We start from the raw sequence: 25,973 nt of genomic DNA on the forward strand, positions 1-25,973 counted from the left end.
GCGACGGAAAGGCGGACACGTGCGACAATCGGGCCACATGCGAGAGGTCTGGCCGGGTGAGCCCTATCCCCTCGGCGCCACCTGGGATGGCGTAGGCACCAGTTTCGCGGTGTTCTCCGAGGTCGCCGAGCGGGTCGAGCTGTGCCTGTTCGACGACGACGGCGCCGAGGAGCGCATCGAGCTGCCCGAGGTCGACGGCTTCGTCTGGCACGGCTACCTGCCCGGCATCATGCCGGGCCAGCGGTACGGCTACCGCGTGCACGGCCCCTACGACCCGCCGCGCGGCTACCGCTGCAACCCCGCCAAGCTGACGCTCGACCCCTACGCCAAGGCCATCGAGGGCGAGCTGCGGTGGAACGAGGCGGTCTTCTCCTACCACTTCACCGACCCCTCCAAGATCAACACCGTCGACAGCGCCCCCTACATGCCGAAGAGCGTGGTCATCAACCCGTTCTTCGAGTGGGGCAACGACCGGCCGCCGCACACGCCGTACCACCAGACGGTCATCTACGAGGCGCACGTGCGCGGGCTGACCATGCGCCACCCCGCGGTCCCCGAGGAGCAGCGCGGCACCTACGCGGCCATCGGGCACCCGGCGATCATCGACCACCTGCTCTCGCTCGGGGTCACCGCGGTCGAGCTCATGCCGGTGCACCACTTCGTGCCCGAGCACTTCCTGGTCGCCCGCGGGCTGACCAACTACTGGGGCTACAACACGATGGCCTACCTGGCGCCGCACGGCGCCTACTCCAGCGCCGGCCAGCGCGGCGAGCAGGTGCTGGAGTTCAAGGCGATGGTGCGGGCGCTGCACGAGGCGGGCATCGAGGTGATCCTCGACGTCGTCTACAACCACACCGCCGAGGGCGACCACATGGGCCCGACGCTCGGCTTCCGCGGCATCGACAACAGCGCCTACTACCGCCTGCACGACGGCGACCGGCGCTACTACCTCGACTACACCGGCTGCGGAAACAGCCTCAACGTGCGCTCCCCCCACGCGCTGCAGCTCATCATGGACTCCCTGCGCTACTGGGTGCTCGAGATGCACGTCGACGGGTTCCGCTTCGACCTGGCCGCCGCTCTGGCCCGCGAGCTGCACGACGTCGACCGGCTGAGCGCCTTCTTCGACCTCATCCAGCAGGACCCGGTGATCTCCCAGGTCAAGCTGATCGCCGAGCCGTGGGACGTCGGTCCGGGCGGCTACCAGGTCGGCAACTTCCCGCCGCTGTGGACCGAGTGGAACGGCAAGTACCGCGACTCGGTGCGCGACTTCTGGCGCGGCACCGGGTCGGCGCTGCCCGAGTTCGCCTCCCGCCTGGCCGGCTCCGCCGACCTGTACGCCACCTCAGGCCGCCGCCCGGTGGCCTCCATCAACTTCGTCACCTGCCACGACGGCTTCACACTCGCCGACCTGGTCTCCTACAACCGCAAGCACAACGAGGAGAACGGCGAGGACAACCGCGACGGCACCGACGACAACCGCTCGTGGAACTGCGGCGCCGAGGGGCCCGTCGAGGATCCGGAGATCGTCCGGCTGCGGCACCGCCAGCGCCGTAACTTCCTGACCACGCTGTTCCTGTCGCAGGGGGTGCCCATGCTCTCCCACGGCGACGAGCTGGGCCGCACCCAGCGCGGCAACAACAACGCCTACTGCCAGGACAACGAGGTCGCCTGGGTCGACTGGTCGATGGCCCGCACCGAGGAGGGCCTGCTCGACTTCGTCCGCGCGTTGTCGCGGTTGCGCCGCGAGCATCCGGTCTTCCAGCGCCGCCGCTTCTTCCGCGGCCACACCCCGGAGGACGGCAAGCGCGACCTGGTCTGGCTCACCCCCGCGGGGGCGGAGATGACGGCGAGCGACTGGCACACCGGCTACGCCAAGTCGATGTCGGTCTACCTCAACGGCGAGGCCATCACCGAGCCTGGGCCGCGCGGCGAGCGCATCGTGGACGACTCCTTCCTGCTGCTGATCAACGCCCACCACGAGGACATGACGTTCACGCTGCCCGGCGCGGAGTTCGCCGACTCGTGGACCGCCGTGCTGGACACCGACGACGAGACGCCGCGCGAGGAGTCCCTGGACGATCAGCGGTCGCCGGGCGCGCTGGTGCCGGTCGCGGCCCACAGCATGCAGGTCCTGCGCCACGCGCGGCCGGCGTCCCAGCTCTAGACGGGTGCCGAGGTCGCCGGCACCACCGCGAGCCTGCCGCGCGTCCCCGCGCCTTCGAGCAGTGGGCGCGCATGCCGCGTGCCGGCACCGGACGGTGAGCGGCCGTCCGCGGCGCGGTCGGGCGCTAGGCCGCGCACAGGAGGGCGGTGACCTCGATCTCGATGCGCATCCGCGGGTCGGCCAGGCGGCAGGCGATCATCGTGGCGGCCGGCCGTACCCGCGCGAAGGCCGCGCGGAGCACCGGCCAGCAGGGCTCGAAGTCGTCGGGGTCGGGGAGCATGTAGGTGACCCTGACGACGTCGGCGAGTGACGCGCCCGCGCGGTCGAGGGCGTCGCCGATGTTGCGCAGGCACTGGGCGGCCTGCTCGGTCACGTCGTCGGAGATGGTCATCGTCCGGTAGTCGAAGCCGGTCGTGCCGGAGACGAAGACCCAGCCGTCCTGGACGACGGCGCGGGAGTAGCCGATGGCCTCCTCGAAGGTCGACCCGCTGGAGATGAGCGTGCGTGCTGTCATGGCAGGCATCCTCACAGCGGCACGGGCGATATGTCCAAGACGCGGCGCGGACATGCCTGATATCCCTTGAGATATGGAACGCCCGGAGCTGGACCTCAGGCAGCTGCACGCCTTCGTGGTGCTGGCCGAGGAGCTGCACTTCGGGCGGGCCGCCGAGCGCCTCGGCGTCGCGCAGCCGCCGTTCAGCCAGCAGATCAGGCGGCTCGAGGAGCGGGTGGGGCATCCACTGTTCGACCGGGCCGCCCGCGAGCTGACCGCCGTGGGCGCGCAGCTGCTGCCAGCCGCGCGGCGGGCGCTGGAGGAGGTCGCCGACGGCCTGGAGGCCGCCAGGCGGGCCGGGCGAGGAGAGGCGGGACGGCTGCGCGTCGGCTTCGCCGCCTCCCTCGCGCTGACCGTCGTACCCGATCTGATCGCCGCCTTCGGCCGGGCGCGGCCGGCGGTGCGGGTGGAGATGCACGAGATGACCACGACGCGGCAGCTGGCGGCGCTGCGCGACGAGGTGATCGACGTGGGACTGGTGCGCGAGGTGGAGCAGGAGCCGGGGCTCGAACTGCGGCCGCTGCGGGCCGAGGAGGTGGTGGCCGTGCTGCCCTCGGGCCATCGCCTGGCGGCGCGGCGCCGGATCGAGGTGGCCGACCTGGCCGCCGAGCCGTTCGTGTTCTTCCCTCGCGAGCACGGCCCCGGCTTCCACGACCGGCTGCTGGGGCTGGCCAGGGCGGCGGGCTTCGAGCCGCGGATGGCGCAGCGGGCGGTGGAGTGGCAGACGGTGGCGGGCCTGGTCGCGGCCGGACTCGGCGTCAGCCTGGCCCCCGCCGCGGCGGGCATGGTACGGCCGGCGGGCGTGGTCTACCGGCGGCTGGCGGGCGCACCGACGACGAGCGTCGCGCTGGCCTGGCGGGCGGACACCAGGGACCCGCTGGTGGACGCCTTCGCCACCCTGGCCGCCACCCTGGCCGCGACCCTCGCCCCGCCCGCGCCGCGCGGCCGACCCTGAGCCGCGACCACCCGCCCAGCCCGCGCCGCGGCTCAGCTGATCGACGACGCGGACAGCAGGACCAGGACGAAGGTGGTCACGCCCACCACGCCGTGCGCCAGCACCGCCAGCAGCGGGAAGCGCTGCTCGGCGCCCCGCGCGTGGCGTCCGGCGCCGAGCCATCTGGTGAACATCGTGAAGCCCAGCAGCGCCGCCACCGACAGCACCGCGAAGGCCAGCCACGCCAGCGCCCGCTGCCCGGTGACCAGGTATCCCACCCAGCAGGCCAGCGCGGAGCACGCCAGCACCGGATGGGAGAAGATCAGCGCCACGGGGAAGCGGGTGACCTTCGTCGCCTGTTGCCGCAGCCCGCCGCCCGACAGCCACAGGTACAGCAGGTAGCCGCCGATCAGAGCGTTGAGCACCCACGACGCGACCGTGACCACGCCCACCCGGCCTCCTCCGAAGCAGCAGCCCTGCCGCCACGTTATGCACAAACGGCTACGTACGTCTCCTGTTACACCAAACTGCTAATAACGCCCCTCGCCCCGGTTCGTCGGTGCTGTGTGCCAAGGTAGAGGGGTGCGTCGCATCCATCCCGACACAGCAGACGATCCAGACATCCCACAGGCCTACGCCTACCCCGAGCGGCGGCCATGGCTGCGCGTCAACATGGTCGCCAGCGCCGACGGCGGCTCGTGGGTGAAGGGCCTGTCGGGGGGCCTGTCCAGCAAGGGTGACCGGCGGATCTTCGGGGTCCTGCGCGGCCTGGCCGACGTCGTGATGGCGGGCGCGGCCACCGTCAGGACCGAGGGCTACGGCCCGGCCAGACCGAGGCAGTCGTGGCAGCCGCTGCGCGAGGGCCGCCCTCCCGCACCGCCCATCGCCGTGGTGACCCGCCGGCTCGACCTCGACCTGGGCAGCCCGCTGTTCACCGAGGCGGCGCCGTACGCGCGGACGATCGTGATCACCTGCGAGGCCGCGCCGAAGGACCGCCGCGCGGAGGCGGCCGAGCTCGCCGACGTGATCGTGGCGGGCGCCGACCGGGTCGATCTCGGCCTGGCCGTCGAGGCGCTGCACGACCGGGGGCTCGGCGGCATCCTGTGCGAGGGCGGGCCGCGGCTCAACGCCCAGCTGGCCGCCGCCGGGCTGGTCGACGAGCTGTGCCTGTCGATCAGCCCGATGCTGATCGGCGGCGGCGCCGCGCGCATCCTGAACGGCGAGGCGAACCAGACCGGCCTGGGCCTGGCGCACGTGCTGGAGGAGGAGGGCTTCCTCTTCTGCAGATACATCAGGGAGTAGCCATGGACGACGAGCTCGATCCCCAGCTCGACCTGCCGGTACGGCCGCCGGTGGCGCCGATGCTGGCCAAGGCGGTCAAGGGCATGCCCAAGCAGGACGGCACGCTGTTCTACGAGCCGAAGTGGGACGGCTTCCGCTGCATCATCTTCCGTGACGGCGAGCAGGTGTTCCTGGGCAGCCGCAACGAGCGGCCCTTCACGCGCTACTTCCCCGAACTGGTCGAGGCGGTCAGGTCGGAGCTGCCCGACAAGTGCGTGGTCGACGGCGAGATCGTGCTGCGCAGGGGGCAGGAGCTCGACTTCGAGGCGCTGCAGCAGCGCATCCATCCGGCCGCCTCCAGGGTGCGGATGCTCGCCGAGCAGACGCCCGCCTCGTTCGTCGCCTTCGACCTGCTGGCGCTGGGGTCGCGCTCGCTGATGGAGGCGCCGTTCGCCGAGCGGCGGGCGCGGCTGGAGGAGCTCTTCCCCGAGGCCGGCGAGTCGATCAGGCTGACCCCGGTGACCACGAACGACGAGCAGGCGTCGGAGTGGTTCGAGATGTTCGAGGGGGCGGGGCTCGACGGCATCATCGTCAAGCCTGGCGACCAGCCGTACGTCCCCGACAAGCGCACCATGTTCAAGGTCAAGCACGAGCGCACCGCCGACGTGGTGATCGCCGGCTACCGCGAGCACAAGACGGGGCCGATCGTGGGGTCGCTGCTGCTCGGCCTCTACGGCCCCGACGGCAGGCTGCACCATGTCGGGGTGGCCGCCTCCTTCCCCATGGCGCGCAGGGCCGAGCTGGTCGAGGAGCTCAAGCCGTACCTCGCCGGGCTGGGCGAGCATCCCTGGGGCGAGTGGGCCGACCAGGCGCTGCTGCGCGCGGGCCTGCCCGCGGCGACCCCGTCGAGCGGCGGCCAGCGGATGCCGGGCGCGGTGTCGCGCTGGAACGCCAAGAAGGACCTGTCGTTCATCCCGCTCAGGCCGGAGCTGGTGATCGAGGTGGCCTACGACGCCATGGAGGGCGACAGGTTCCGCCACACCGCGCAGTTCCGGCGGTGGCGGCCGGATCGGACGCCCGAATCCTGCACCTATGAGCAGCTGGAAAGGCCGGTTTCGTACAACCTTGATGACATTCTTGCCCGCTGAGCGCAAGATACGTTATATCTCGATCTATGACGTCAACTCCTGGCGATGAACTGCGTGCGGCCGTCGCGGCGCGCCGCGACCTCGGGCCCGACTTCGAGGACTCCCTCGTCGAGTCCTTCCTCGACAAGATCGGCAAGGAGGTCGACCGGCGCGTGGACGAACGCGTGGCCGCCGAGTCGGGCACCGCGTGGCACACGCTGAAGCAGCAGCAGAGCATCACGGGCATGCGGCTGGCGCTGGCGATCGTCTCGCTGGTGATGGGCACGATCGCGACCATCGCGATCACCGTCGGCGACGCGGGGCTGCTCACCTACCTGGTCGTCTGGGGCGGCGTCGTCCTGGTGAACGTCGCCTTCACACTGGGGTCGTCGCGCCGCTAGCCTCGCCGAGCAAGCAAGCATATGCTTGGTTGCGTGATGGAGTATCGCAACCTCATCGGCGGCAGGCTCGTCAGCGCGGCCGACGGCCGCACCCTCGACTCGGTCAACCCGGCCACCGGCGAGGTGTGGGCGCGGATCCCCGCCGGCGGGAAGGCCGACGCCGACGCCGCCGTGGCGGCCGCCCGGGCGGCACTGCCGGCGTGGTCGGCGATGCCCGCCCTGGGCAGGGCCCAGTACCTGCGCAAGGTCGCGGCGGTCTTCGCCGAGCACGCCGAGGAGCTGGCCAGGATCGAGACCCGCGACAACGGCCGCATCCTGCGTGACACCCTGCACAAGGACCTGCCCGGCATGCGCTTCCTCTGGGAGCTGGCCGCGGGCCAGGTGCTCGACGCGGTCAAGGGCGACACCGTCATCCTCGGTCCCGACAGCCTGGGGCTGACCAGGCGGGAGCCGTACGGCGTGGCGCTGGCGATCATCCCGTGGAACTCCCCCGTCTCGACGTTCTCCGCCAAGGCGGCCTTCGCCCTGGCCGCGGGCAACACCGTGATCGTCAAGCCGGCCGAGCAGGCCAGCGCCTCGGTGCTGCGCCTGGGCGAGCTGCTGGCCGAGGTGCTGCCGCCGGGCGTGCTCAACCTCGTCTCCGGCATGGGCGAGGACGTCGGCGAGGCGCTGGTCCGGCACCGCGGGGTCAACAAGATCAGCCTGACCGGCTCCACCCAGACCGGCATCGCGATCACCCAGGCGGCCGGGATCAAGCCGCTCACCTTCGAACTGGGCGGCAAGTCGCCCAACATCGTCTTCCCCGACGCCGACCTCGACGCGGCCACCCAGGGCGTCACGGTGAACTCCGTCTTCACCGGCAACGCCGGCCAGGTCTGCGTGGCCGGCTCGCGCATCCTCATCCACCGCGACATCTGGGACGAGATGCTGGAGCGGATCCGCGCGACCGCGGCCGGCATCGTACTCGGCGACCCGCTCGACCTGGGCACCACGATGGGCCCCATCGTGTCGGCGGGCCAGTACGAGAGGGTCGCCTCCTACCTGGAGATCGCCGAGAAGGAGGGCGCCGAGCTGGTCTTCGGCGGGACGACCGGCGCCGAGGTGGTGCCCGGCCTGCCCGGCGGCTACTGGGTCGCGCCGACGCTCTACACCGCCACCGACAACGCGCTGCGCGTCTGCCAGGAGGAGATCTTCGGGCCGGTCGCGGTGGCTCTGCCGTTCGGCAGTGACGAGGAGGCGCTGGCCATCGCCAACGACTCGGTCTACGGGCTGGCGGCGGGCGTGTGGACGCGCGATCTGGGCCGGGCCCACCGGTTCGTGCGCGACCTGGACAGCGGCGCGGTGTGGGTCAACACCTTCCGGCAGATGCCGCCCGGCCTGCCGTTCGGCGGGGTGAAGGACAGCGGCTACGGTCACGACGCGGTGCTGGAGTACACCAGGGAGAAGGCCGCGATCATCAACCTGTGACGGGCCCCGGCCGGCTGAGCGCGCTCGGCCTTCCCCGCGATCCCTGATCCGGGTCCGCGCCACCCAGGTCCGCGCCGCCCGGGTGCGCGTCAGGACCCGGGGTGGTAGGCGTGGGCGAGGTGCGCGTAGACGATGGTGTTGTCCCGGTAGCTGTGCGCCTTCCTGTCGAAGGCGCCACCGCACGTCACCAGGCGCAGCCCCGCGTACGTCACCTTGCCGAACACCTTCCTGCTCGGGAAGGCGCTCTTGGCCACCTGCTCGACCCGGTCGACCACGAAGATGGCCACCGACCGGTCGGCCCGCATCACCTGCACCTGGTCACCCGCCTTGATGGAGCGGAGGTTGGCGAACACCGCGGGGCCGGTGCGCGTGTCGAGGTGACCGGTGATGACCGCCGCGCCCCGCGCGCCCGGCACCGGCGCGTACCGGTACCAGCCCGCCACGTTGGGATGGTCGAGCGGCGGGTTCTCGATGGCGCCCCTGGCGTCGAGCCCGAGCTCCATGAGCGGGGCCGACACGCCGAGCTTGGGGATGTACACCGCCGTCGGCCTGGCGGTTCTCATGGGCGCGGCCACCCTGCCGACCAGCGCCTCGGGCGGCTCGGTCAGCGCCGGCGCGCCGCCGGCCTCGGGCAGCGCCGTGCCGGTCGTGGCGGACGCCGGCGCGCTCTCGGGCGCGCCTGCCATGCCGGTGATCCCGAACCAGATCAGCGCGAGCCCGGCGAGCGACACCAGCACGGCCCCTACCATGATCGGCTTGTGCCCGGGCGGCTTAGCCACTCCGCCGTTCCGCGGCGCCGCGCCGTACGGCGAAGCCCGCGAGACCCGCGCCGGCCAGCAGGGCGGCGCCGCCCGCGGCGAAGGGCCACATCGGGTCGGCGGGAGCGAGCCCGCCCGCGCCGGTCTGCGGCGGCCCGTCGGGGATGCGGTGCCTTTCCTCGTCCGCCGGCTTCCACGGCGCCTCAGGCCGCGGCGGCTCGGCGGGGCCCGAGGACCAGGTCTCCTGGGGGGCGGGGCCGCTGGACCAGGTGTCCTGCGGCGCGGGCGCGTTCGACCAGGTGTCGCGGGGGACGGGGACGTCGGACCAGACGTCGTCGGGGACCGGCAGGTGCGGCGGCCGCACCTCGGGCTGCCACGGATCTCCCGGGTCGCCACCCTGGACCGGATCGTCCTCGCATGCCAGGACGAGCAGCTTGCAGTCGGCGGCCATGGCGGTGCCCACACCCGCCGCCATGGTCACGCCGCCGACGATGAAGGCCGTCACCGCTCCAGCGGCGGCGAGCCGTCGTGCTGATGCCAGAGCCATAGTCCGAGAGCCTCCCGAACTATTGGACCGGGCGTCAAGTAATGTGATTCAAGTGATACACGTCACTCGCCCCTGGCCTTGCTGGGCTGCACCCGCTTCGGCTCGCCCGGCATCTTGGGATAGTTCGGCGGGTACGGCAGGTCGCCGCGATCGTCCTTGGCGTACCAGTCCAGGAGCGTCTCGATCGAGTGCGCGCGTTCGTCGATGTCGCGGTGCACGTCGCCGATCCGCGCGAAACGCTCGGGCATGGTCCTGATGTCGAAGTCGCCCGGCTCGGCGTCGGCCAGCTCGTCCCAGGTGAGCGGCGCGGAGACGGGCGCGTGCGGCTGGGCGCGCACCGCGTAGGCGCTGACGACGGTCCTGTCCCTGGCGTTCTGGTTGTAGTCGATGAACACCCGCTCGCCGCGCTCCTCCTTCCACCAGGCCGTCGTCACCAGGGCGGGGTCGCGCTCCTCGACCGCCCTGGCCAGCGCGATGCCCGCGTGCCGTACCTCGACGAAGTCCCAGCGGGGCTCGATCCTGACCGCGATGTGCACGCCCCTGTTGCCGGAGGTCTTCACGAAACCGGTCAGGCCGGCCTCCGCCAGCACCTCGCGGGCCAGGAAGGCGGCCCGGCGGGCCGCGTCGAACCCCAGGCCGGGCTGCGGGTCGATGTCGATGCGCAGCTCGTCGGGGTGCTCGACGTCGTCGGCCCGCACCTGCCACGGGTGGAAGTCGATGGTGCCGAGGTTGGCGCAGTAGGCGATCGAGGCCACCTCGGTGACCCTGAGCGCGTCGGCCGTCCGCCCGCTCGGGAAGGTCACGGTGACCGTCCGCAGCCAGTCGGGGCGCTTGGCCGGCATCCGCTTCTGGTAGATGGCCTCGCTCTCGACGCCGTCGGGGTGCCGTTTCAGATGCGTCGGGCGGTCCCTGAGCGCCCGGAGCGCGCCCTCCCCCACGCTGATGTAGTACTCCACCAGTTCTCGCTTGGTGGCCCCGATGCCCGGGAAGTAAACCTTGTCGGGATTGGTGACCTTGATGGTACGGTCCCCGGCCTGCAGCTCGATGAAGGGCGACGCCATGGGGCTGAACCTACCCCGAATCCCCGCATGACGCCCCTGACGGGGCCGATGAGCGAAGGAGTGGGTGGGTTCGTCCCGGAGCGCCGCGGTGGCGGGACCGGGCGCTCGACAGGACGAACCTGACGACCGCCCGCCTTCACGCCGTCCCGGACGCTGGCGCATCGTCCGGCCGGCCTCAACGGGCCGCCGGCGCGCAGTACGGGCATGCTGCGCAGCGGCGACGACCCCAGGCGAGCGGTCTCACCCCTCTAGGGAGGCGAAGTCACCCCCACATCGACAAAGACGCAGAAAGACCCCGGAATGGATGCTTCGCTCGAATGATTCTTCCTCCGCATAAGGTAGAGGGATGAACAAGGTGGTCAAGAGCGAGGCCGAGTGGCGCGCGCAGCTCACCCCCGAGGAGTACCACGTCCTCCGGGAGGCGGGCACCGAGCGTCCGTTCACCGGTGAGTACGTCGACACCAAGACCGAGGGCGTCTACTCCTGCCGCGCCTGCGGCACCGAGCTGTTCAGGTCCGACGCGAAGTTCGAGTCGCACTGCGGCTGGCCGAGCTTCTTCGAGCCGTCCCAGTCGAGCGCGGTCACGCTGATCGAGGACCACAGCCATGGGATGGTCCGCACCGAGGTGCGCTGCGCCACCTGCGACTCCCATCTCGGGCACGTCTTCCACGGCGAGGGCTACCCCACGCCCACGGACGACCGCTACTGCATCAACTCGATCTCGGTACGGCTCGAGCCCAAGGCGTAGCGTCAGCCGGGAGCGGGATGGGTGACGCGGCAGTCGCCGTCGTCGGGGCCGAGGACGTTGGCGAGGACGGGATTGCCGTTCTCCCCGAACTCGGCCTGGACGAAGACCACGGGCCGGTCCTCGCCGATCTCCCGCAGGTACTCCAGCCCCCGCTCGCACAGCGTGATCGCCTGCTTGGAGTTGTGGGCCGACTCCGGCAGGTCGGTGTAGATGCGCAGGTATCCCCCCACGCTGCGGATGTCCTTGAGCCGCTTGGCCGCCTTGTCGCCGCGGCCCCACCGCTTGTCGAAGTACTGGGCCGCCCGCTGGTCGGTGTGCTCGGACCTCTTCCGCCTGTCCGGAGTGGCCGCGGGCGCCGCCCCGGACGAAGGGGCCCGGCTCGTCGGCTCGCCCACCCCTCCCCCCGAGGCCGCCGCGGCGACCGGGGCGGGGGGAGCGACGGTCACCACCGCGCCTCCCGCCCGCTGGGCCCGCTCCCGCCCGAACATCCCGGCGCCGGCCGCCAGCGCGAGCGCCACCACCGCCGCCCCGGCGACCGTGCCCTCCAGCACCCGTAACCCGCGCGCTCTGCCGCGCCGCCGCCCGTGCCTGCCACGCCTGGAGCGTGCCAGGCCGCCGCCTTCAGCCACCCTTTGCCTCACAACGACAGGGGATTTGGCCTGATTATGACAGCGCAGGAGAGATCCGTCTCGGGAGATGGCGGATCCGCCGGGCGAGCGCCTCGACCCGTCAGGGCAGCGTCGCGATGAGCTCGCCCACCGGCTTGCGGACGCCGGTGTAGAACGGCACCTCGATCCGCGTGTGCCGCCTGGCCTCGGCGCCGCGCAGGTGGCGCATGAGGTCGACGATGCGGTGCAGCTCGTCGGCCTCGAAGGCGAGCATCCACTCGAAGTCGTTGAGGGCGAAGCAGGCCACCGTGTTGGACCTGACGTCCGGGTACTCGCGCGCCATCTTGCCGTGCTCGGCCAGCATCGAACGGCGCTCGGCGTCGTCGAGCAGGTACCACTCCAGCGACCGCACGAAGGGATAGACGCAGACGTACCCCCTCGGATCCTCCTCGGCGAGGAAGGCGGGGATGTGCGACTTGTTGAACTCGGCGGGCCGGTGCAGCGCCATCGCCGACCACACCGGCTCGCTCAGCCGGCCCAGCGTGGTGCGGCGGAAGCGCGAGTAGATGTCCTGCAGGTCCTCGGCCGTCGGCGCGTGCCACCAGAGCATGTAGTCGGCGTCGGCGCGGAAGCCGGCCACGTCGTAGCAGCCGCGCGTCACGACGTCCTTGCCGGCGGCCTGCTCGAGCAGTTCGTTGACCTCGTCGGCCATGCCCTCGCGGTTGCCAGGGCACTGCTCGGTGGCCTTGAACACCGACCACATCGTGTAGCGGATCACCTGGTTAAGGTCGCGGGCCTTGGGCCGCTGGGTCGTCCCCTCAGTCATGTCGTCATTCTCCCCTGCCATCCAGGTGGTCCAGAATCCGGGCCGCGGCCGTACGGGCGGTCGAGATGCACGCGGGCACGCCCACCCCGTCGTAGGCGGCGCCGCAGACGGCCAGCCCCGGCTCGACGGTCACGGCCGCGCGGACGCGGGCCACCCGGTCGAGGTGGCCGACGTTGTACTGCGGCAGCGATCCGCCCCACCTGGTCACGCGGGTGTCGAGCGGCAGCCCCCGCACGCCCGCGACCTCGCCCATCTCGGCCGTGGCGAGCGACACCAGCTCGGCGTCGTCACGCTGGAGCAGCTGCTCCTCGCCGATGCGGCCGATGGAGCAGCGCACCACCACCACCGAGGGGTCGGACGCGGCCAGGTGCGGCCACTTGACCGAGCTGAACGTGGCCGCCTTCACGGGACGGCCCTCGACCGGCGGCACCAGGTAGCCGCTGCCGGTGGGCGGTGAGGGGAAGGCGGCCAGCGGGTAGGCGAGGGTGACGATGGCCATGCTGGAGTACTCGATCCTGGACAGCTCGGCGGCGGCCTTCGGCACCTCGTCCTTCAGCAGCCGCGCGGCGGGAGTCGCCGGCGTGGCGAGGATCACCGCGTCCGCCTCGACGATCTCCGGCCGCGGGACCGGGCCCGTGACCAGGCGCCACCCGTCCTGCGTGCGCCGCAGTTCCCTGACGGTCACGCCGGTCCTGATGTCGGCGCCGGAGGCCTTGGCCACGGCCTCCGGCAGGCTGCCGAGCCCGCCGCGCAGGCCGGCGAAGACGGGGCCGGCGTCCTTCGGCGTCTCCTGCACGATGTCCCTGACCGCGCCCAGCAGCGACCGCTCCGAGCGCGCGGCGGCGGCGATGCGCGGCATCGTCGCCTCCAGCGAGAGCATGTCGGACCGGCCCGCGTAGACGCCGCCGAGCAGCGGCTCGATCAGCCGGTCGACGACCTCCGAGCCCATCCGCGCCCGGACGTAGGCGGCGACGGACACGTCGGTGCGCACCAGCGTGGCGGGCAGGACCTGGTCGAGCGGCACCCGCAGCAGCCCGCCGGGCGAGACGATGCCCGACCTGGCCAGCTCGGTCAGGTCGCCGGGCACCCCCATGACCTGGCCCTTGGGCATCGCCCGCAGGACGCCCCTGGAGTAGATGCTCGCCTGGGTGGTGCCGGGGTGGACCAGGTCGGCGCCCAGTCCGACCGCCCGAGCCAGCTCGGTGCCCTCCGGCCGCCTGGCCAGCATCGACTCGGCGCCCTCGTCCACGGCGATGCCCGCCACCTCGGAGGCGTACAGCTTGCCGCCGATCCTGGGGCTGCCCTCGAGCACGGTCACCCTCACCCGGTCGGCGCCGCCCTGGCTGAGGAACCACGCCGCGGCCAGCCCTGAGATGCCGCCGCCGACGATCACTACATGCCGCTGATTCCCTTCCACGTCTCCTGACGGTACCGCCTCACCCCGCCGCCTCGCCGAGCCGGTAGGAGCTGACGGCGAACGGCCGTCCGTTCCCGCTCTCGACGCGCTCGCCGACCTTGCTCAACGCCGGATCCCGGTCGAGGAATCCGTGCAGCCGGCGCGCCTCAGGCCACGGATGCGTGACGACCAGCGTGCCCCTCGGCGCCAGGAAGGAGCGCAGCCGTCCGCAGGCGAGCCGCAGCCGCTCCTCCCTGCCCACGTAGTAGAGCGTCTCCGCGCAGAAGACCAGGTCGAAGCGGCCTCCGGGATCCTGGTTGAGGAAGTCGAGCGCGACGAAGGCGGCTCTGCCCTCCGCCCTGGCCGTGGCCCTCTCGACGGCGCGGTCGGAGACGTCCACGCCGACCACGTCCGCCCCGGGGTAGGCGGCGGCGGCCCGCAGCGTGAAGGTGCCCTCGCTGCAGCCGACGTCCAGGATCCTGCGGAACTCGCCGGCGCCGACGTGCCGGAGGGTGGCGTCGTACTTGGCCGCCTCGTAGGGGTCGACGGCGTGCCGCCACGGATCGGGGTTGCGGTGGAACCAGTCGAAGTAACGCTGCAGGAAACGACCCTGCCCGCGCGCGGGCAACAGCGACATCGTGCGAAAGAAGGTCCTGTGCAGCCTGTCAGGAAGCGTCCGCATGATTCCAGCCTGCGCGACGCGGCGCCGCGATGATCGTCCGCGAGGACGATTTCTCTCTGGTACCGCGGTCGTGCCGTGATCGGGTGGAATGCCGAACGTGACGCCTTCGTGACGGCAGCTCCCGCGCCGGATCCGTCTCACGGATATGAGCAGAATTCGGTACGGCATGGCGTTAACGGCGGCGTGCGCCGTGCTCGTCCTGTCCGGCTGCGGCGGCGGGAACTCCGCCGCCCGCGACGACTCCGGGGGCACGGCGCCGGCGGCCGCGCCTGCCGCGCAGGCCGAGACGGCGGGCACCGGGCGGAGCACGATCTCCGGCGAGCCCGCCAAGAAGGTCACGATCGCGCCCGAGCAGCGCTCGATCATCTACGTGTCGGAGATGACGGTCCGCGCCGGCGACGTCACCAAGGCGGCCGAGCAGGCCAAGCAGCTCGTCACGGCGGCGGGCGGCTACCTGTCCAGCGAGGAGTCCGACGCCTTCGACGGCGGCGACGGCAGTTCCACGCTGGTCTTCAAGATCCCGCCGGCGGCCTACCAGGGGCTGCTCGACCGGATGGGCAAGCTGCTCGGCAAGCGGGAGTCGCTGCGGCAGAACACCACGGACGTGACCGAGGAGGTCGCCGACGTCGCCAGCCGGCTGAAGTCGGCCGAGCAGGCGCTGGCCGCCATGCGCACGCTGCTCACCAGGGCCGACACCGTCGGGCAGGTGATCGAGGTCGAGCGGGAGATCGCCACCCGCGAGGCCGAGCTGGAGTCGCTGCAGGCCAGGCAGAAGGCGCTGGCCGCACAGGTGTCGACGGCGACGCTGACGTTGCGGCTGATCGGGCCCGTGACGCCGGTGGCGGAGCCGTCGGACGAGCCCGCGGGCTTCCTCGGCGGTCTGCGGGCCGGCTGGTCGGCGCTGGTCGGCTTCGTGCAGATCGCGCTGACCGTGGTCGGCGTGCTGCTGCCGTGGCTCGTGGCGATGCTTCCGGTGGCCGTCGTCATCCTGCTCCTGGTACGGCGGGGCCGGGCCCGCCGTCCGGTGTCGCGGACCGGGCCCGCCGCTCCCCCGGGGCCCGCCGCTCCCCCGGGGCCCGCGGCCCACGGCGGGCCCCGCGACCCGCAGGCGTCCGGCGAACGGCCGCACCACCCTCGGCCCGGCGACGACCAGCCCCCGGACCGGCCGGCCCCGGGCGACCCGCGGCCCGACGACGCACCGGCCCAGCCGGACCCGCGGCGTTCCCGGACCGGCGACGCGCCACCCCCGCCCTAGACGGCGCCGCGACCGGGCCCGTGGAGATCGGGCCCGCAACGATCGGCCCCCTTGGCGACCGCGGCCCCTTGGACCGGGCCCTCAGTGATCGGGCCGCCGGTGGCCGGGAGTCCGGTCCGGTCAGGCGGATTCGGGGGTGAAGGAGTGGACCAGGTCGGTGAGCCTGCGCAGCTGGTCGGGGTCGGTCGAGGGCAGCACGCCGTGGCCGAGGTTGAACACGTGGCCCTCGGCGGCCCGCCCGCGCTCCAGGATCTGCCGCGCCTTGCGCTCGACGGCCTCCCACGGGGCCAGCAGGACGGCGGGGTCGAGGTTGCCCTGCAGCGCCTTGCCGGGGCCGACGCGGCGCGCGGCCTCGTCGAGCGGCACCCGCCAGTCGACGCCCACCACGTCGGGCCCGGCCTCGCCGAGCACGCCGAGCAGTTCGCCGGTGCCCACGCCGAAGTGGATGCGCGGCACCTCGGAGACCGCCGCGAAGATCCGCCGGGTGTAGGGCAGGACCAGCTCCCGGTAGTCGTCGGACGCGACCGCGCCCACCCAGGAGTCGAACAGCTGGACCGCGGAGGCGCCCGCCCTGATCTGGATCCGCAGGTGCTCGATGACGATGCCGGTCAGCCGGTCCATGAGCGCGTGCCACAGCGCGGGCTCGCCGTACATCATGGCCTTGGTGTGGTCGTGGTTCTTGGACGGCCCGCCCTCGATCAGGTACGAGGCGAGCGTGAAGGGCGCGCCGGCGAAGCCGATGAGCGGGGTGCCGCCCAGCTCGCCCACCAGGGCCTCGATCGACTCGGTGACGTACGGCACGTCGCCGGGCTCCAGGGGGCGCAGCGCCGCCAGGCCCGCGCGGTCGCGGATGGGGTCGGCGACGACCGGGCCGACGCCGGGCTTGATGTCGAGGTCGACGCCGATGGCCTTGAGCGGGACGACGATGTCGCTGAAGAAGATGGCCGCGTCGACGCCGTAGCGGCGGACCGGCTGCAGGGTGATCTCGACGATCAGGTCGGGACGCGCGCACGCGGTCAGCATCGGCACGCCCTCGCGCACCTTGAGGTATTCGGGCAGGGACCGCCCGGCCTGGCGCATGTACCACACCGGGGTGTGCGGGACGGGCTGGCGGCGGCAGGCGCGCAGGAAGGCGGAGTCGGCGAGATTCACCATTCAAGGGTGCCATGGGCCGGTGGCGGTCGCTCCATCGGCGCTAATCGGAAACATACGCATGCAACCGCTAAAGTCACGATCAGGAGTCGAACATGAGGTTTAGCGCAGTTCATCCCATTAGCGAGGGCCTGCCACCCTCACCCGGCTCCGCCATCGGCGCCACCCCGGTACAGTTCCTGTCACGATCTCCCCTTAATCCCCTCCTGACTGGACCAAATGTTCGCCAATCCACCGCGCGTCATCGAATACCGCCCGACTTTCGTGACACGCCGAGCGCGTTGCGCGGAATTGTCAGCGTGGCATGCCAACGTCGGAGCCACGTCCGCGAAGAAAGGCTCCGTACCGATGACCGCGTTGTGGAGTTCCCCCGAGCGCCGCAGTGAGCACTGCCCGTCCTGCGCACGCGAGCGGCTGTTCGAGCAGCCGCCGTGCCCGGACGGGCATGAGGTGTGCCCGGAGTGGGCCTGCCTGGAGTGCGGTCATGCGCTGCTCGTCGCTCCCTTCGATCTGGCCGTCCCCCACGCGCGCCCGCTGACGGTCGCGGCTTGATCGGCACCGATGAGCACCCCCGTGGTCCCCATGCGACCCTCCTCGACCTACGCTTCGGCTATGACCTTCGGTGACGCGCCGCCGGCCCCCGCCGCCTTCAGCCGGGCGGCCGAGAGCCTGCGCGCGGCCGAGGTCAGGCCGGAGATCGAGCTGGAGGACCTGCCCGCCCCGCAGCGGCTGGCGCCGTACTCCGCGGCCATCGGCGCGTCGGTCTACCGCGAGGACGAGGAACTGGCGGTCGGCAGGCTTATCCTGCTGTACGACCCCGACGGGCAGCGCGGGTGGGAGGGGCAGTTCCGCCTGGTCGCCTACGTCAGGGCCGACATGGAGCCGGAGATCACCTCCGATCCGCTGCTGGGGCCCGTGGTGTGGAGCTGGCTGACCGAGGCGCTCGACGCCCACGCGGCGGGCTACCACGCGGCGGGCGGCACGGTGACCCGCGCGGTCTCCGAGGGTTTCGGCGACAAGGCCGACGCCCCCGTCTCCACGGAGCTGGAGCTGCGGGCGTCGTGGTCGCCCGCCGAGGAGGAGCTCTCCGGCCACGTCGCCGCCTGGTGCGATCTGATGTGCCTGGCGGCCGGCATTCCACCGCTACCACCTGACGTGGCCACGATGCCGCGCCGACGCGAAGATCCGGAGTCCACCAGGCCGTGACCGAACGTAGTGAGGGCACCAGCAGGCGCAGCGAGCAGCCTCCCGAGGCCGCAGGAGGAGACCTCCTGAGCCAGGACAGCACCGTCGTCCCCCTTCTCGAGCCGCGGGAGGGCATCCCGCCCGTCATCGGCTCGGAGGAGGAGCTGGCCAGGGCGGTGGAGGAGTTCGCCAAGGGCAGCGGCCCCGTGGCGGTCGACGCCGAGCGCGCCTCGGGCTACCGCTACGGCGGCCGGGCCTACCTGGTGCAGCTGCGCCGGGCGGGTGCGGGCAGCGCGCTGATCGACCCGATCGCCTGTCCCGACCTGTCGAAGCTCGACGCGGCGGTGGCCGACGCGGAGATCGTGCTGCACGCCGCCTCGCAGGACCTGCCGTGCCTGACCGAGGTCGGGTTCAGGCCGCGGCGGATGTTCGACACCGAGCTGGCGGGGCGGCTGCTCGGCTACGAGCGGGTGGGTCTCGGCACGATGGTCGAGACCGTGCTGGGGCTGCGCCTGGAGAAGGGCCACTCGGCGGCCGACTGGTCGACCAGGCCGCTGCCGGAAGACTGGCTGCGCTACGCGGCGCTGGACGTCGAGGTGCTGGTCGAGCTGCGTGACGTGCTCCACGGCCAGCTCGTCGACAGCGGCAAGCTGGCGTGGGCCGAGGAGGAGTTCGCCGCGGTGCTGGCCACCCCGCCGCCGGCGCCGCGTTCGGACCCGTGGCGGCGCACCTCCGGCATCCACAAGGTGCGCAACGTCAGGGCGCTGGCGATCGTGCGCGAGCTGTGGACCATGCGCGACCGTATCGCCCGTGAGGGTGACATCGCCCCGGGCAGGGTGCTGCCCGACGCGGCCATCGTCACCGCGGCGCTGGAGATGCCGCGCACCAAGAAGGCGCTGACCGACATCACCGCCTTCACCGGCCGGGCCGCCCGCCGCCACATGAGCGACTGGCTCGACGCGGTCCACCGCGCCCGCGCGCTGTCCGATTCGGAGCTGCCGTCGCCCAGCATGCCGGGCGACGGCCCGCCGCCCGCCAACCGCTGGCCCGACCGCGACCCCGCGGCCGCCAAGCGGCTGGCCGCGGCCCGCTCGGTGGTGGCCGCCCTGGCCGACGAGCACCGCATGCCGACGGAGAACCTCCTGCAGCCCGACGCGGTGCGCCGGCTCACCTGGGAGCCGCCGGAGGAGATCAGCGAGCAGGCGGTCGCCGAGCGGCTGCGCTCGTTGGGCGCCCGCGAGTGGCAGGTCGTGCTCGTCTCCCGCCCGCTGGCCAAGGCGCTCGACCGCCTGGCGACCAAGGGCGCCGTGTAAGGCTGGCGACCAAGGGCGCCGTGTAAGCATGGCGACCAAGGGAGCCGTCTGAGCACCTGGCCACCAAGGACGCCGTGCAAGGCGCCTGACGACAAGGACGCGTGCAAGCCGCTTGACGGCCCGGCTCCGGCCGCCGTACGGTCATCTGGAAAGCGCTTTCCCTGAGGAGAGGTCACATGAGCGTGCGCACGATCAGTGTCGCGATGAACGGCGTCACCGGCCGGATGGGCTACCGCCAGCACCTGGTGCGGTCGGTCCTGGCCATCAACGAGCAGGGCGGCGTGACCCTCTCCGACGGCGGCAGGGTCGTGCTGCGGCCGATCCTGGTGGGCCGCAACGAGGCCAAGCTCGCCGACCTGGCCGCCCGGCACGGCATCGCCGACCACACCACCGACCTCGACGCCGCCCTCCGGGAGGCCGACGTCTACTTCGACGCCCAGGTCACACAGGCCCGGGTCAAGTCGGTGCTGAAGGCGATCGAGGCGGGCAAGCACATCTACGCCGAGAAGCCCACCGCCGAGTCCTACGCGGAGGCGGTGGCGCTCGCCGAGGCGGCCGCCGCCAAGGGCGTGAAGAACGGGGTCGTGCAGGACAAGCTGTTCCTGCCGGGCCTGCTCAAGCTGAAGCGGCTGATCGACGGCGGGTTCTTCGGCCGCATCCTGTCGGTGCGCGGCGAGTTCGGCTACTGGGTCTTCGAGGGCGACTGGCAGAGCGCCCAGCGGCCCTCCTGGAACTACCGCGCCCAGGACGGCGGCGGCATCATCCTGGACATGTTCCCGCACTGGAACTACGTGCTGGAGAACCTGTTCGGCACGGTCGAGTCCGTCTACGCCAGAGCGGCCACGCACATCCCGACCCGGGTGGACGAGCGGGGCGAGCCGTACGAGGCGACGGCCGACGACGCCGCCTACGCCGTCTTCGAGCTGGCCGGCGGCGTCATCGCGCAGATCAACTCCTCCTGGACGGTCCGCGTCAACCGCGACGAACTGGTGGAGTTCCAGGTGGACGGCACGCACGGCAGCGCCGTCGCGGGCCTGCGCAACTGCCGCGTCCAGAGCCGCGCCACCACCCCGAAGCCGGTCTGGAATCCCGACCTGCCCGTCACGGCGCGCTTCCGCGACGACTGGCAGGAGGTGCCCGACAACGCCGACTTCGACAACGGCTTCAAGATCCAGTGGGAGCTGTTCGTCCGGCACGTCGTGGAGGACGCGCCCTTCCCCTACGACTTCGCCTCCGGCGCCCGCGGCGTACGGCTGGCCGAGCTCGGGCTGCGCAGCTCGGCCGAGGGCCGCAGGATGGCGGTGGCGGAGCTGTGAGGATCGACCTGCCCGGCGGGAGCCACACGCTGAGCGATCCCGTCACCTGGCCGGCCGTCGACGGGCCCGCCACGAGCCGCGTCGTCTACGCGGCCGCCCACGTGGTCGCCGACCCGCTGGGCGACAACACCCCCGGCTCCCCCGCGGCCGTCGACTGGGAGTCCACGCTGCGCTTCCGGCATCACCTGTGGTCGCACGGCCTGCGCGTCGCCGACGCCATGGACACCGCCCAGCGCAACATGGGCCTGGACTGGGCGGCCACCCGGGAGCTGATCAGGCGCAGCGCCGCCGAGGCCGCCACCGTCGGGGACCCGGCCGAGCTGGTGGCCTGCGGCGCCGGCACCGACCACGCGCCCGCCGCGGCCACCCTGGACGAGGTCGTCGCCGCCTACACCGAGCAGATCGAGACCGTCCAGGCCGCGGGCGCGCGCGTGATCGTGATGGCCTCGCGCCAGCTCGCCCGCCTGGCCACCGGGCCCGCCGACTACCACCGGGTGTACGGCAAGCTGTTCGGCGTGGCCGACCGGCCGGTGATCCTCCACTGGCTGGGCGAGATGTTCGACCCGCAGCTGGCCGGGTACTGGGGCGCGCGCGACGTCGCCGGGGCCACCGCGTCCTTCCTCGAGCTGGTCCACGCGCACGCCGCGATGGTCGACGGGGTCAAGGTGTCGCTGCTGGACGAGGCGCACGAGGTGGCGCTGCGCGCCGCGCTGCCGCCCGGCGTCAAGCTCTACACCGGCGACGACTTCAACTACCCGTCGCTGATCAGGACCGGTTCCCACGCGCTGCTGGGCATCTTCGACGCGATCCCGCCCGCGGCGGCCGCCGCGCTGCAGGTTCTCGACGCCGCCGAGGCCGCCTGCACCGACGAGGCCCGCGACCGGCTGCTGGCGCACTACGACGAGATCCTCGCCCCGACCGTCCCGCTGTCACGCAAGATCTTCGAGACGCCGACGTACCACTACAAGACCGGCATCGTCTTCCTGGCCTGGCTCAACGGTCACCAGGACGCCTTCACCATGGTCAACGGCGCCCAGGCGGCCAGGTCGCTGCCGCACCTGTGCGAGGTGTTCAGGCTGGCCGACCGGGCGGGGCTGCTGGCCGACCAGGAGCTCGCCGTACGGCGGATGCGGGCCCTGCTGGCGGTGAACGGGCTGTGAAGCTCTCTCTCAACCAGTGGACCACCAGGCGGTGGACGGTGGCCGAGGCCGTCGACGGGTGCGTACGGCACGGCGTCGAGGCCATCGGGCTGTGGCGGCAGGAGGTGGCGGCGCAGGGGCTGGCCGAGACGGTCAAGCGGGTCACCGACGCCGGGCTCCGCGTCTCGTCGCTGTGCAGGGGCGGCTTCCTGACCAGCGGCTCGCCGGAATCCCTCGACGACAACCGGCGGGCCGTCGACGAGGCCGCCGAGCTGGGCGCGGCCTGCCTGGTGATGGTCGTCGGCGGCCTGCCGGGCGTTCCCGCCGGCCGGCCGCCCGCCGAGGGGTTCTCCCGCGACCTGGCGGGGGCGCGGCAGCGGGTGGCCGAGGCGCTGTCCGTGCTGGCCCCCTACGCGGGCGAGCGCGGGGTGCGGCTGGCGCTGGAGCCGCTGCACCCGATGTACTGCGCGGACCGGGCGGTGCTGTCCACGCTGGGCCAGGCGCTCGACCTGGCCGAGCCGTACCCGGTGGAGCAGGTGGGGGTGGTGGTCGACACCTTCCACGTGTGGTGGGACCCGGCGGTCTTCGAGCAGATCGCGCGGGCGGGGTCGCGGATCGCCTCCTACCAGGTGTGCGACTTCCTGCAGCCGTTGCCCGCCGACGTGCTGCTCGGCAGGGCGATGATGGGCGACGGGGTGATCGACTTCGCGCCGCTCACCCGGGCGGTGCGGGCGGCCGGCTACACGGGGGACGTGGAGGTGGAGATCTTCAACGCCGACGTCTGGGCGGCCGACCCCGACACGGTGGTGTCCACGATGAAGGAGCGCTTCGCCTCCGTCGTCCTCGCGCCCTGATCGACGGCGGGCACCCTTCCTGACCGGAGGCGGAGGTCCGCCGCGTCCGGCCGGGGAGACCGGGGAGACCGGGGACGGCGGTGATGCCGGGGACGGCGGGGACGGCGGTGATGCCGGGGACACCCGGGAGCCTGGGCAGGCCGGGGTCAGTCGATCGAGATGACGCCCGCCGAGCCGTCCACGGTGATCGTCTGCCCGGTGACGATCCGGTGGGTGGCCTCAGCGACGCCCACCACCGCGGGGATCCCGTACTCCCTGGCCACCACCGCGCCGTGCGACATCGAGCCGCCCATCTCCATCACCAGCCCGCCCGCCGTCAGGAACAGCGGCGTCCACCCCGGGTCGGTGGAGGGGGCGACCAGGATCTCGCCGGGCTCCAGGTGCGCGCCGACCGGGTCGAGCACCACCCTGGCGGGCCCGGTGACCGTGCCGGCCGAGGCGGGGGTGCCGGTCAGCGCGCCCTCCTCGGCGACCGCCGGTACGGCAAGCGCCTCAGGCTCGGTGCCGTCGGACAGCAGCATCCTGGGCACGTGGCGGCGGCGCACCTCCTGCTCGTAGGCGGCCCGCCGCTCGGCCACCAGCGCGGCCCGTGACCCGCCGGCCAGCGCCTGGCGGACCTCGCGGAAGTCGAGGAAGTAGACGTCGTCGGCGGCCTCGAGCACGCCCTTGGCCACCAGTTCCTCCCCCACCACGCGCATGCTGCGCCGTACCGCGGCCAGGACCTCGACCATGTAGTACTTCGGCAGCTCGCGCAGGCCGCCGAACATCCTGGTCCGGCGCAGCCCGGCCGCCGCCAGCCGGCCCCGCAGCCAGCCCTTGGCCGCCGCCATGGACACGATGGCGCGCACGGCGCGCTCGGCCTCCTCCGCTCCCCTGGCGAACATCTCGTCGGGCGCGAGGCCGCCGTCCTCGAGCCGGAGATAGTTGGCCAGCACGCCGAGGATGTGCGCCGGCTCGTCGGACCAGCGGGGCATGCCGAGGTCGATCTCGGCGACGCCGCGCTGGCCGTAGCGGGCCAGGAAGCGTTCGATCGGCCGCTGCGCCTTCAGCTCGCCGCGCGCGAAGCGGGCCGCCAGCTCGCCGACCGGCAGGGTCCGGAACGGCGCGGCCGCCTCGGGGTCGGCGCCGATGCCGGTGGCCAGCCGCCACAGCTCCAGGTCCATCTCGGTGGTCGGGTTGTGCGGCAGGCTGCGCAGGACGGCCTGCAGCTGGTCGCCCTTCGCGCCGGAGAGCCTGCCCGCCAGGCCGAACCCCGCGTAACCCAGGAGTGCCACCGGCATGATCGAGAAGATCATCGGGAACGTGCCGCGCAGGCAGCGCTCGGCGTGGTCGAGCCGCTGCTCGGCGGTGGCGTCGGGGTCGACGCGCAGGCGCGCCTCCAGCGCCTTGCCGAGCCGCCTGGTGTAGGCGAGCGCCGCCTCGGGCCTGGCCAGCGCCAGCGCCACCCGCCGGTGCGCGCCGACGCGCCTGGCCACCCGCAGCGCCGCACGGACGAACGGGAGCGGGGAGGTGGTGGTCACCGACAGCCGTGGATCCTCGGCGACCTGGGCGAAGACCACCCCCGCGCGCGCCTCGCCGAACGCCAGCGCCCTGGGCAGGACGGCCCGTCCCATCCTGCTGCGCACGGCGGCGGTGATGTCGAGGAACATCCGCTGTCCCGCCTCGGCCGCGATCGGCGCCCCGGCCAGCGGGTCGGCGGGCGGGAAGCCCGCCATGGCGGTGGCTCCCCCGCTGATCAGCCTGAACGCGGCCATGCCCATCGGCGTGAAGGGCCGCATCACGCCCTGCGCGACGTTCACGGAGAAGTAGACCCGCAGGCCCTGCCTGGTGGTGGCGGGCAGCGGGTACAGCGTGGTGATGGGCCTGGCCTGGGTGAGCCAGAGGGCGCCAGCGGCGTCGATCGCCCACTCGGTGTCCTGCGGCGCCCCGTAGTGGTCCTCCACCCTGCGCCCGAGCGCGGCCAGGTCGCGCACCTGCCGGTCGGTGAGACACGCCTCCCGCGTGCCGTCCAGGTCGGCGCGCTCGGTGCCGCCGCCGGGCAGCGGGCGGATCGACACCCGCTTGTCGCCGATCCCGCGCTCGGTGATCCGGCCGCCTGCCATGTCGACGACGAACCTGTCGGGGTTGACCGCGCCCGACACCACCGCCTCGCCCAGGCCGGGGGCCGCGTCGATGACCGCCTCGTGGCGGCGGCCCGTCACCGGGTTGGCCGTGAACATCACGCCGGCCACCTCGGCGGCGACCATCCGCTGCAGCACCACCGCGAGCCGGACGGCCGCGTGGTCGATCCCGTTGGCCGCCCGGTAGGCCACCGCCCGGTCCGTCCACAGCGAGGCCCAGCACCGGCGGACCGCGTCGCGCACCGCCTCGGGGCCCACGACGTTGAGGTAGGTGTCCTGCTGGCCGGCGAAGCTGGCGTACGGCAGGTCCTCGGCCGTCGCCGACGACCGCACGGCCACGGGCACCCGGTCGCCGAGGCGCGCGTAGGAGTCGTCGACCGCCTCACGCACCTCCTCGGGAACCGGCGCCTCGAGGAGCAGCGCCCTGGCCCTGCCCGCCAGCTCGGCGAGCCGGGCGGCGTCGGCGGGCTCGGTGGTGGCCAGCTCGGCGATGACGTCCTTCAGCGCGGTGCCCTCCGCGACCCGGTGGTAGGCCTCGGTGGTCAGGCAGCAGCCGGGCGGCACGGGAAGACCAGCGGCGGTCATCTCGCCCAGGTTGGCGGCCTTACCGCCGACCTGGGCCAGCATGCCCGCGTCGATGTCCGCGAACGGGAGGGCGAGTGGTTCGCGTGCGGTCTTCATCCGGTGTTCCCCTTGCGGTCGGCTGTACTTCTCATCCCTGTTTGCCAGCAGTGTGCATCGCGGAGAGCGGCGAGGGAATGCCTTTCTGTGAAAAAATTCATCAAGTGATGAACTTCTCTCTCGGCCGACTACCCTGGGACGGCGAGCCAGAACGTTCCGGACGGCAGACGGGCCCGAGGCGTTCCGGGGTGTACGTCAGGCGAGCCCGAGGCGTTCCGGGGTGTACGTCAGGCGAGCCCGAGGCGTTCCGGGGTGTACGTCAGGCGAGCCCGAAGTCTTCCGGGAGGTACGGCAGGCCGGCCCGAGGCGTTCCAGTGTGTACGGCAGGCGGGACCGGCCGCTGGGCGCCGGGATCGCGGGCAGCGTCGGATGACGCCAGCACGCGACCGACCTGCGGATGGC

25 protein-coding genes are annotated in these 25,973 nt (G+C 72.6%); 14 read left to right on the forward strand and 11 right to left on the reverse strand.

Going from position 1 to position 25,973, the window contains the following annotated elements; all coding sequences use genetic code 11:
• The first annotated feature begins 37 nt into the window (after positions 1-37).
• Positions 38-2,167, forward strand: a complete 2,130-nt coding sequence (glgX, locus tag ABZX22_RS00330) for a glycogen debranching protein GlgX (RefSeq protein ID WP_354904332.1) — start codon at positions 38-40, stop codon at positions 2,165-2,167.
• Positions 2,168-2,291: 124 nt separating this feature from the next.
• Here glgX and ABZX22_RS00335 read toward each other — a convergent pair whose 3' ends face one another.
• On the reverse strand, positions 2,292-2,681 hold the full coding sequence (locus tag ABZX22_RS00335) for a RidA family protein (protein WP_354904334.1): 390 nt from the start codon (positions 2,679-2,681) through the stop codon (positions 2,292-2,294).
• A 73-nt stretch (positions 2,682-2,754) separates the two neighbouring features.
• Between ABZX22_RS00335 and ABZX22_RS00340 the strand changes: the two genes are divergently transcribed.
• The gene (locus tag ABZX22_RS00340) at positions 2,755-3,675 is read left to right on the forward strand and encodes a LysR family transcriptional regulator (RefSeq protein WP_354904335.1); all 921 of its coding nucleotides are present in this window, start codon (positions 2,755-2,757) and stop codon (positions 3,673-3,675) included.
• Positions 3,676-3,707: 32 nt separating this feature from the next.
• On the opposite strand, the gene ABZX22_RS00345 is transcribed toward ABZX22_RS00340, so the two are convergent.
• A complete protein-coding gene (locus tag ABZX22_RS00345) occupies positions 3,708-4,106 on the reverse strand; it encodes a hypothetical protein (protein WP_354904337.1) in 399 nt (132 codons plus the stop codon).
• A gap of 130 nt (positions 4,107-4,236) precedes the next feature.
• On the opposite strand from ABZX22_RS00345, the gene ABZX22_RS00350 reads away from it, so the two are divergent.
• The 4 genes from ABZX22_RS00350 to ABZX22_RS00365 are packed head-to-tail and all read left to right on the forward strand — an operon-like array spanning position 4,237 to position 7,930.
• Positions 4,237-4,956, forward strand: a complete 720-nt coding sequence (locus ABZX22_RS00350) for a pyrimidine reductase family protein (protein ID WP_354904339.1) — start codon at positions 4,237-4,239, stop codon at positions 4,954-4,956.
• A gap of 2 nt (positions 4,957-4,958) precedes the next feature.
• Positions 4,959-6,083, forward strand: coding sequence for an ATP-dependent DNA ligase (locus tag ABZX22_RS00355; protein WP_354904341.1), 1,125 nt, complete (start codon positions 4,959-4,961; stop codon positions 6,081-6,083).
• Between the two features lie 26 nt (positions 6,084-6,109).
• A complete protein-coding gene (locus ABZX22_RS00360; protein ID WP_354904343.1) occupies positions 6,110-6,463 on the forward strand; it encodes a hypothetical protein in 354 nt (117 codons plus the stop codon).
• A 36-nt stretch (positions 6,464-6,499) separates the two neighbouring features.
• On the forward strand, positions 6,500-7,930 hold the full coding sequence (locus tag ABZX22_RS00365; protein WP_354905221.1) for an aldehyde dehydrogenase family protein: 1,431 nt from the start codon (positions 6,500-6,502) through the stop codon (positions 7,928-7,930).
• A gap of 89 nt (positions 7,931-8,019) precedes the next feature.
• Here the strand turns inward: ABZX22_RS00365 and ABZX22_RS00370 are convergent, their stop codons facing one another.
• The 3 genes from ABZX22_RS00370 to ligD all read right to left on the reverse strand — a co-directional run bounded on the left by ABZX22_RS00370 (position 8,020) and on the right by ligD (position 10,296).
• Positions 8,020-8,667 carry a class F sortase gene (locus ABZX22_RS00370; protein WP_354904346.1) on the reverse strand — a complete coding sequence of 216 codons (648 nt, stop codon included), beginning with the start codon at positions 8,665-8,667 and terminating at the stop codon, positions 8,020-8,022.
• A gap of 34 nt (positions 8,668-8,701) precedes the next feature.
• Complete coding sequence (locus tag ABZX22_RS00375; protein WP_354904349.1) at positions 8,702-9,235, reverse strand: hypothetical protein; 534 nt, start codon at positions 9,233-9,235, stop codon at positions 8,702-8,704.
• Positions 9,236-9,297: 62 nt separating this feature from the next.
• Positions 9,298-10,296, reverse strand: coding sequence for a non-homologous end-joining DNA ligase (gene ligD / locus ABZX22_RS00380; RefSeq protein WP_354904352.1), 999 nt, complete (start codon positions 10,294-10,296; stop codon positions 9,298-9,300).
• 346 nt (positions 10,297-10,642) lie between these two features.
• On the opposite strand from ligD, the gene msrB reads away from it, so the two are divergent.
• Positions 10,643-11,044: a peptide-methionine (R)-S-oxide reductase MsrB gene (gene msrB, locus ABZX22_RS00385; RefSeq protein ID WP_354904354.1), complete on the forward strand. Its 402-nt coding sequence runs from the start codon at positions 10,643-10,645 to the stop codon at positions 11,042-11,044.
• A gap of 2 nt (positions 11,045-11,046) precedes the next feature.
• On the opposite strand, the gene ABZX22_RS00390 is transcribed toward msrB, so the two are convergent.
• From ABZX22_RS00390 to ABZX22_RS00405, 4 genes are all read right to left on the reverse strand, one after another.
• Positions 11,047-11,685, reverse strand: coding sequence for a hypothetical protein (locus ABZX22_RS00390; protein WP_354904356.1), 639 nt, complete (start codon positions 11,683-11,685; stop codon positions 11,047-11,049).
• Positions 11,686-11,773: 88 nt separating this feature from the next.
• A complete protein-coding gene (gene hemQ, locus ABZX22_RS00395) occupies positions 11,774-12,478 on the reverse strand; it encodes a hydrogen peroxide-dependent heme synthase (RefSeq protein WP_354904359.1) in 705 nt (234 codons plus the stop codon).
• Positions 12,479-12,482: 4 nt separating this feature from the next.
• Positions 12,483-13,895, reverse strand: coding sequence for a protoporphyrinogen oxidase (gene hemG, locus ABZX22_RS00400; RefSeq protein ID WP_354904362.1), 1,413 nt, complete (start codon positions 13,893-13,895; stop codon positions 12,483-12,485).
• A gap of 19 nt (positions 13,896-13,914) precedes the next feature.
• A complete protein-coding gene (locus ABZX22_RS00405) occupies positions 13,915-14,556 on the reverse strand; it encodes a class I SAM-dependent methyltransferase (protein WP_354904365.1) in 642 nt (213 codons plus the stop codon).
• A gap of 145 nt (positions 14,557-14,701) precedes the next feature.
• Here ABZX22_RS00405 and ABZX22_RS00410 point away from each other — a divergent pair, with 145 nt between their 5' ends.
• A complete protein-coding gene (locus ABZX22_RS00410) occupies positions 14,702-15,811 on the forward strand; it encodes a DUF4349 domain-containing protein (protein ID WP_354904368.1) in 1,110 nt (369 codons plus the stop codon).
• A 120-nt stretch (positions 15,812-15,931) separates the two neighbouring features.
• Here the strand turns inward: ABZX22_RS00410 and hemE are convergent, their stop codons facing one another.
• The gene (gene hemE / locus ABZX22_RS00415; RefSeq protein WP_354904371.1) at positions 15,932-16,966 is read right to left on the reverse strand and encodes a uroporphyrinogen decarboxylase; all 1,035 of its coding nucleotides are present in this window, start codon (positions 16,964-16,966) and stop codon (positions 15,932-15,934) included.
• Between the two features lie 345 nt (positions 16,967-17,311).
• On the opposite strand from hemE, the gene ABZX22_RS00420 reads away from it, so the two are divergent.
• The 6 genes from ABZX22_RS00420 to ABZX22_RS00445 all read left to right on the forward strand — a co-directional run bounded on the left by ABZX22_RS00420 (position 17,312) and on the right by ABZX22_RS00445 (position 22,770).
• Positions 17,312-17,515: a hypothetical protein gene (locus ABZX22_RS00420; protein WP_354904373.1), complete on the forward strand. Its 204-nt coding sequence runs from the start codon at positions 17,312-17,314 to the stop codon at positions 17,513-17,515.
• Positions 17,516-17,575: 60 nt separating this feature from the next.
• Positions 17,576-18,169: a DUF3000 domain-containing protein gene (locus ABZX22_RS00425; protein ID WP_354904375.1), complete on the forward strand. Its 594-nt coding sequence runs from the start codon at positions 17,576-17,578 to the stop codon at positions 18,167-18,169.
• Between the two features lie 65 nt (positions 18,170-18,234).
• Positions 18,235-19,461, forward strand: coding sequence for a ribonuclease D (locus tag ABZX22_RS00430; protein WP_354905223.1), 1,227 nt, complete (start codon positions 18,235-18,237; stop codon positions 19,459-19,461).
• 176 nt (positions 19,462-19,637) lie between these two features.
• Positions 19,638-20,777 carry a Gfo/Idh/MocA family oxidoreductase gene (locus tag ABZX22_RS00435; RefSeq protein ID WP_354904378.1) on the forward strand — a complete coding sequence of 380 codons (1,140 nt, stop codon included), beginning with the start codon at positions 19,638-19,640 and terminating at the stop codon, positions 20,775-20,777.
• Between the two features lie 29 nt (positions 20,778-20,806).
• The gene (locus tag ABZX22_RS00440; RefSeq protein ID WP_354905224.1) at positions 20,807-21,937 is read left to right on the forward strand and encodes a dihydrodipicolinate synthase family protein; all 1,131 of its coding nucleotides are present in this window, start codon (positions 20,807-20,809) and stop codon (positions 21,935-21,937) included.
• Positions 21,934-22,770 carry a sugar phosphate isomerase/epimerase gene (locus ABZX22_RS00445; protein WP_354904379.1) on the forward strand — a complete coding sequence of 279 codons (837 nt, stop codon included), beginning with the start codon at positions 21,934-21,936 and terminating at the stop codon, positions 22,768-22,770. The genes ABZX22_RS00440 and ABZX22_RS00445 overlap by 4 nt, the downstream gene beginning before the upstream one ends.
• Before the next feature lie 146 nt (positions 22,771-22,916).
• Here ABZX22_RS00445 and ABZX22_RS00450 read toward each other — a convergent pair whose 3' ends face one another.
• Positions 22,917-25,571, reverse strand: a complete 2,655-nt coding sequence (locus tag ABZX22_RS00450; RefSeq protein ID WP_354904381.1) for a PEP/pyruvate-binding domain-containing protein — start codon at positions 25,569-25,571, stop codon at positions 22,917-22,919.
• Positions 25,572-25,973 lie beyond the last annotated feature (402 nt).

Source organism: Nonomuraea sp. NPDC003804 (assembly GCF_040610675.1).
GTDB lineage: Bacteria > Actinomycetota > Actinomycetes > Streptosporangiales > Streptosporangiaceae > Nonomuraea.

Coding starts and splice junctions, on each gene's coding strand:
- ligD (WP_354904352.1), bottom strand. CDS start 10,296: ATGGCGTCGCCCTTCATCGAGCTGCAGGCCGGGGACCGTACCATCAAG.
- ABZX22_RS00450 (WP_354904381.1), bottom strand. CDS start 25,571: ATGAAGACCGCACGCGAACCACTCGCCCTCCCGTTCGCGGACATCGAC.
- glgX (WP_354904332.1), top strand. CDS start 38: ATGCGAGAGGTCTGGCCGGGTGAGCCCTATCCCCTCGGCGCCACCTGG.
- ABZX22_RS00405 (WP_354904365.1), bottom strand. CDS start 14,556: ATGCGGACGCTTCCTGACAGGCTGCACAGGACCTTCTTTCGCACGATG.
- ABZX22_RS00420 (WP_354904373.1), top strand. CDS start 17,312: ATGACCGCGTTGTGGAGTTCCCCCGAGCGCCGCAGTGAGCACTGCCCG.
- ABZX22_RS00365 (WP_354905221.1), top strand. CDS start 6,500: ATGGAGTATCGCAACCTCATCGGCGGCAGGCTCGTCAGCGCGGCCGAC.
- ABZX22_RS00360 (WP_354904343.1), top strand. CDS start 6,110: ATGACGTCAACTCCTGGCGATGAACTGCGTGCGGCCGTCGCGGCGCGC.
- ABZX22_RS00355 (WP_354904341.1), top strand. CDS start 4,959: ATGGACGACGAGCTCGATCCCCAGCTCGACCTGCCGGTACGGCCGCCG.
- ABZX22_RS00375 (WP_354904349.1), bottom strand. CDS start 9,235: ATGGCTCTGGCATCAGCACGACGGCTCGCCGCCGCTGGAGCGGTGACG.
- ABZX22_RS00425 (WP_354904375.1), top strand. CDS start 17,576: ATGACCTTCGGTGACGCGCCGCCGGCCCCCGCCGCCTTCAGCCGGGCG.
- hemE (WP_354904371.1), bottom strand. CDS start 16,966: ATGGTGAATCTCGCCGACTCCGCCTTCCTGCGCGCCTGCCGCCGCCAG.
- hemQ (WP_354904359.1), bottom strand. CDS start 12,478: ATGACTGAGGGGACGACCCAGCGGCCCAAGGCCCGCGACCTTAACCAG.
- ABZX22_RS00335 (WP_354904334.1), bottom strand. CDS start 2,681: ATGACAGCACGCACGCTCATCTCCAGCGGGTCGACCTTCGAGGAGGCC.
- ABZX22_RS00340 (WP_354904335.1), top strand. CDS start 2,755: ATGGAACGCCCGGAGCTGGACCTCAGGCAGCTGCACGCCTTCGTGGTG.
- msrB (WP_354904354.1), top strand. CDS start 10,643: ATGAACAAGGTGGTCAAGAGCGAGGCCGAGTGGCGCGCGCAGCTCACC.
- ABZX22_RS00435 (WP_354904378.1), top strand. CDS start 19,638: ATGAGCGTGCGCACGATCAGTGTCGCGATGAACGGCGTCACCGGCCGG.
- ABZX22_RS00410 (WP_354904368.1), top strand. CDS start 14,702: ATGAGCAGAATTCGGTACGGCATGGCGTTAACGGCGGCGTGCGCCGTG.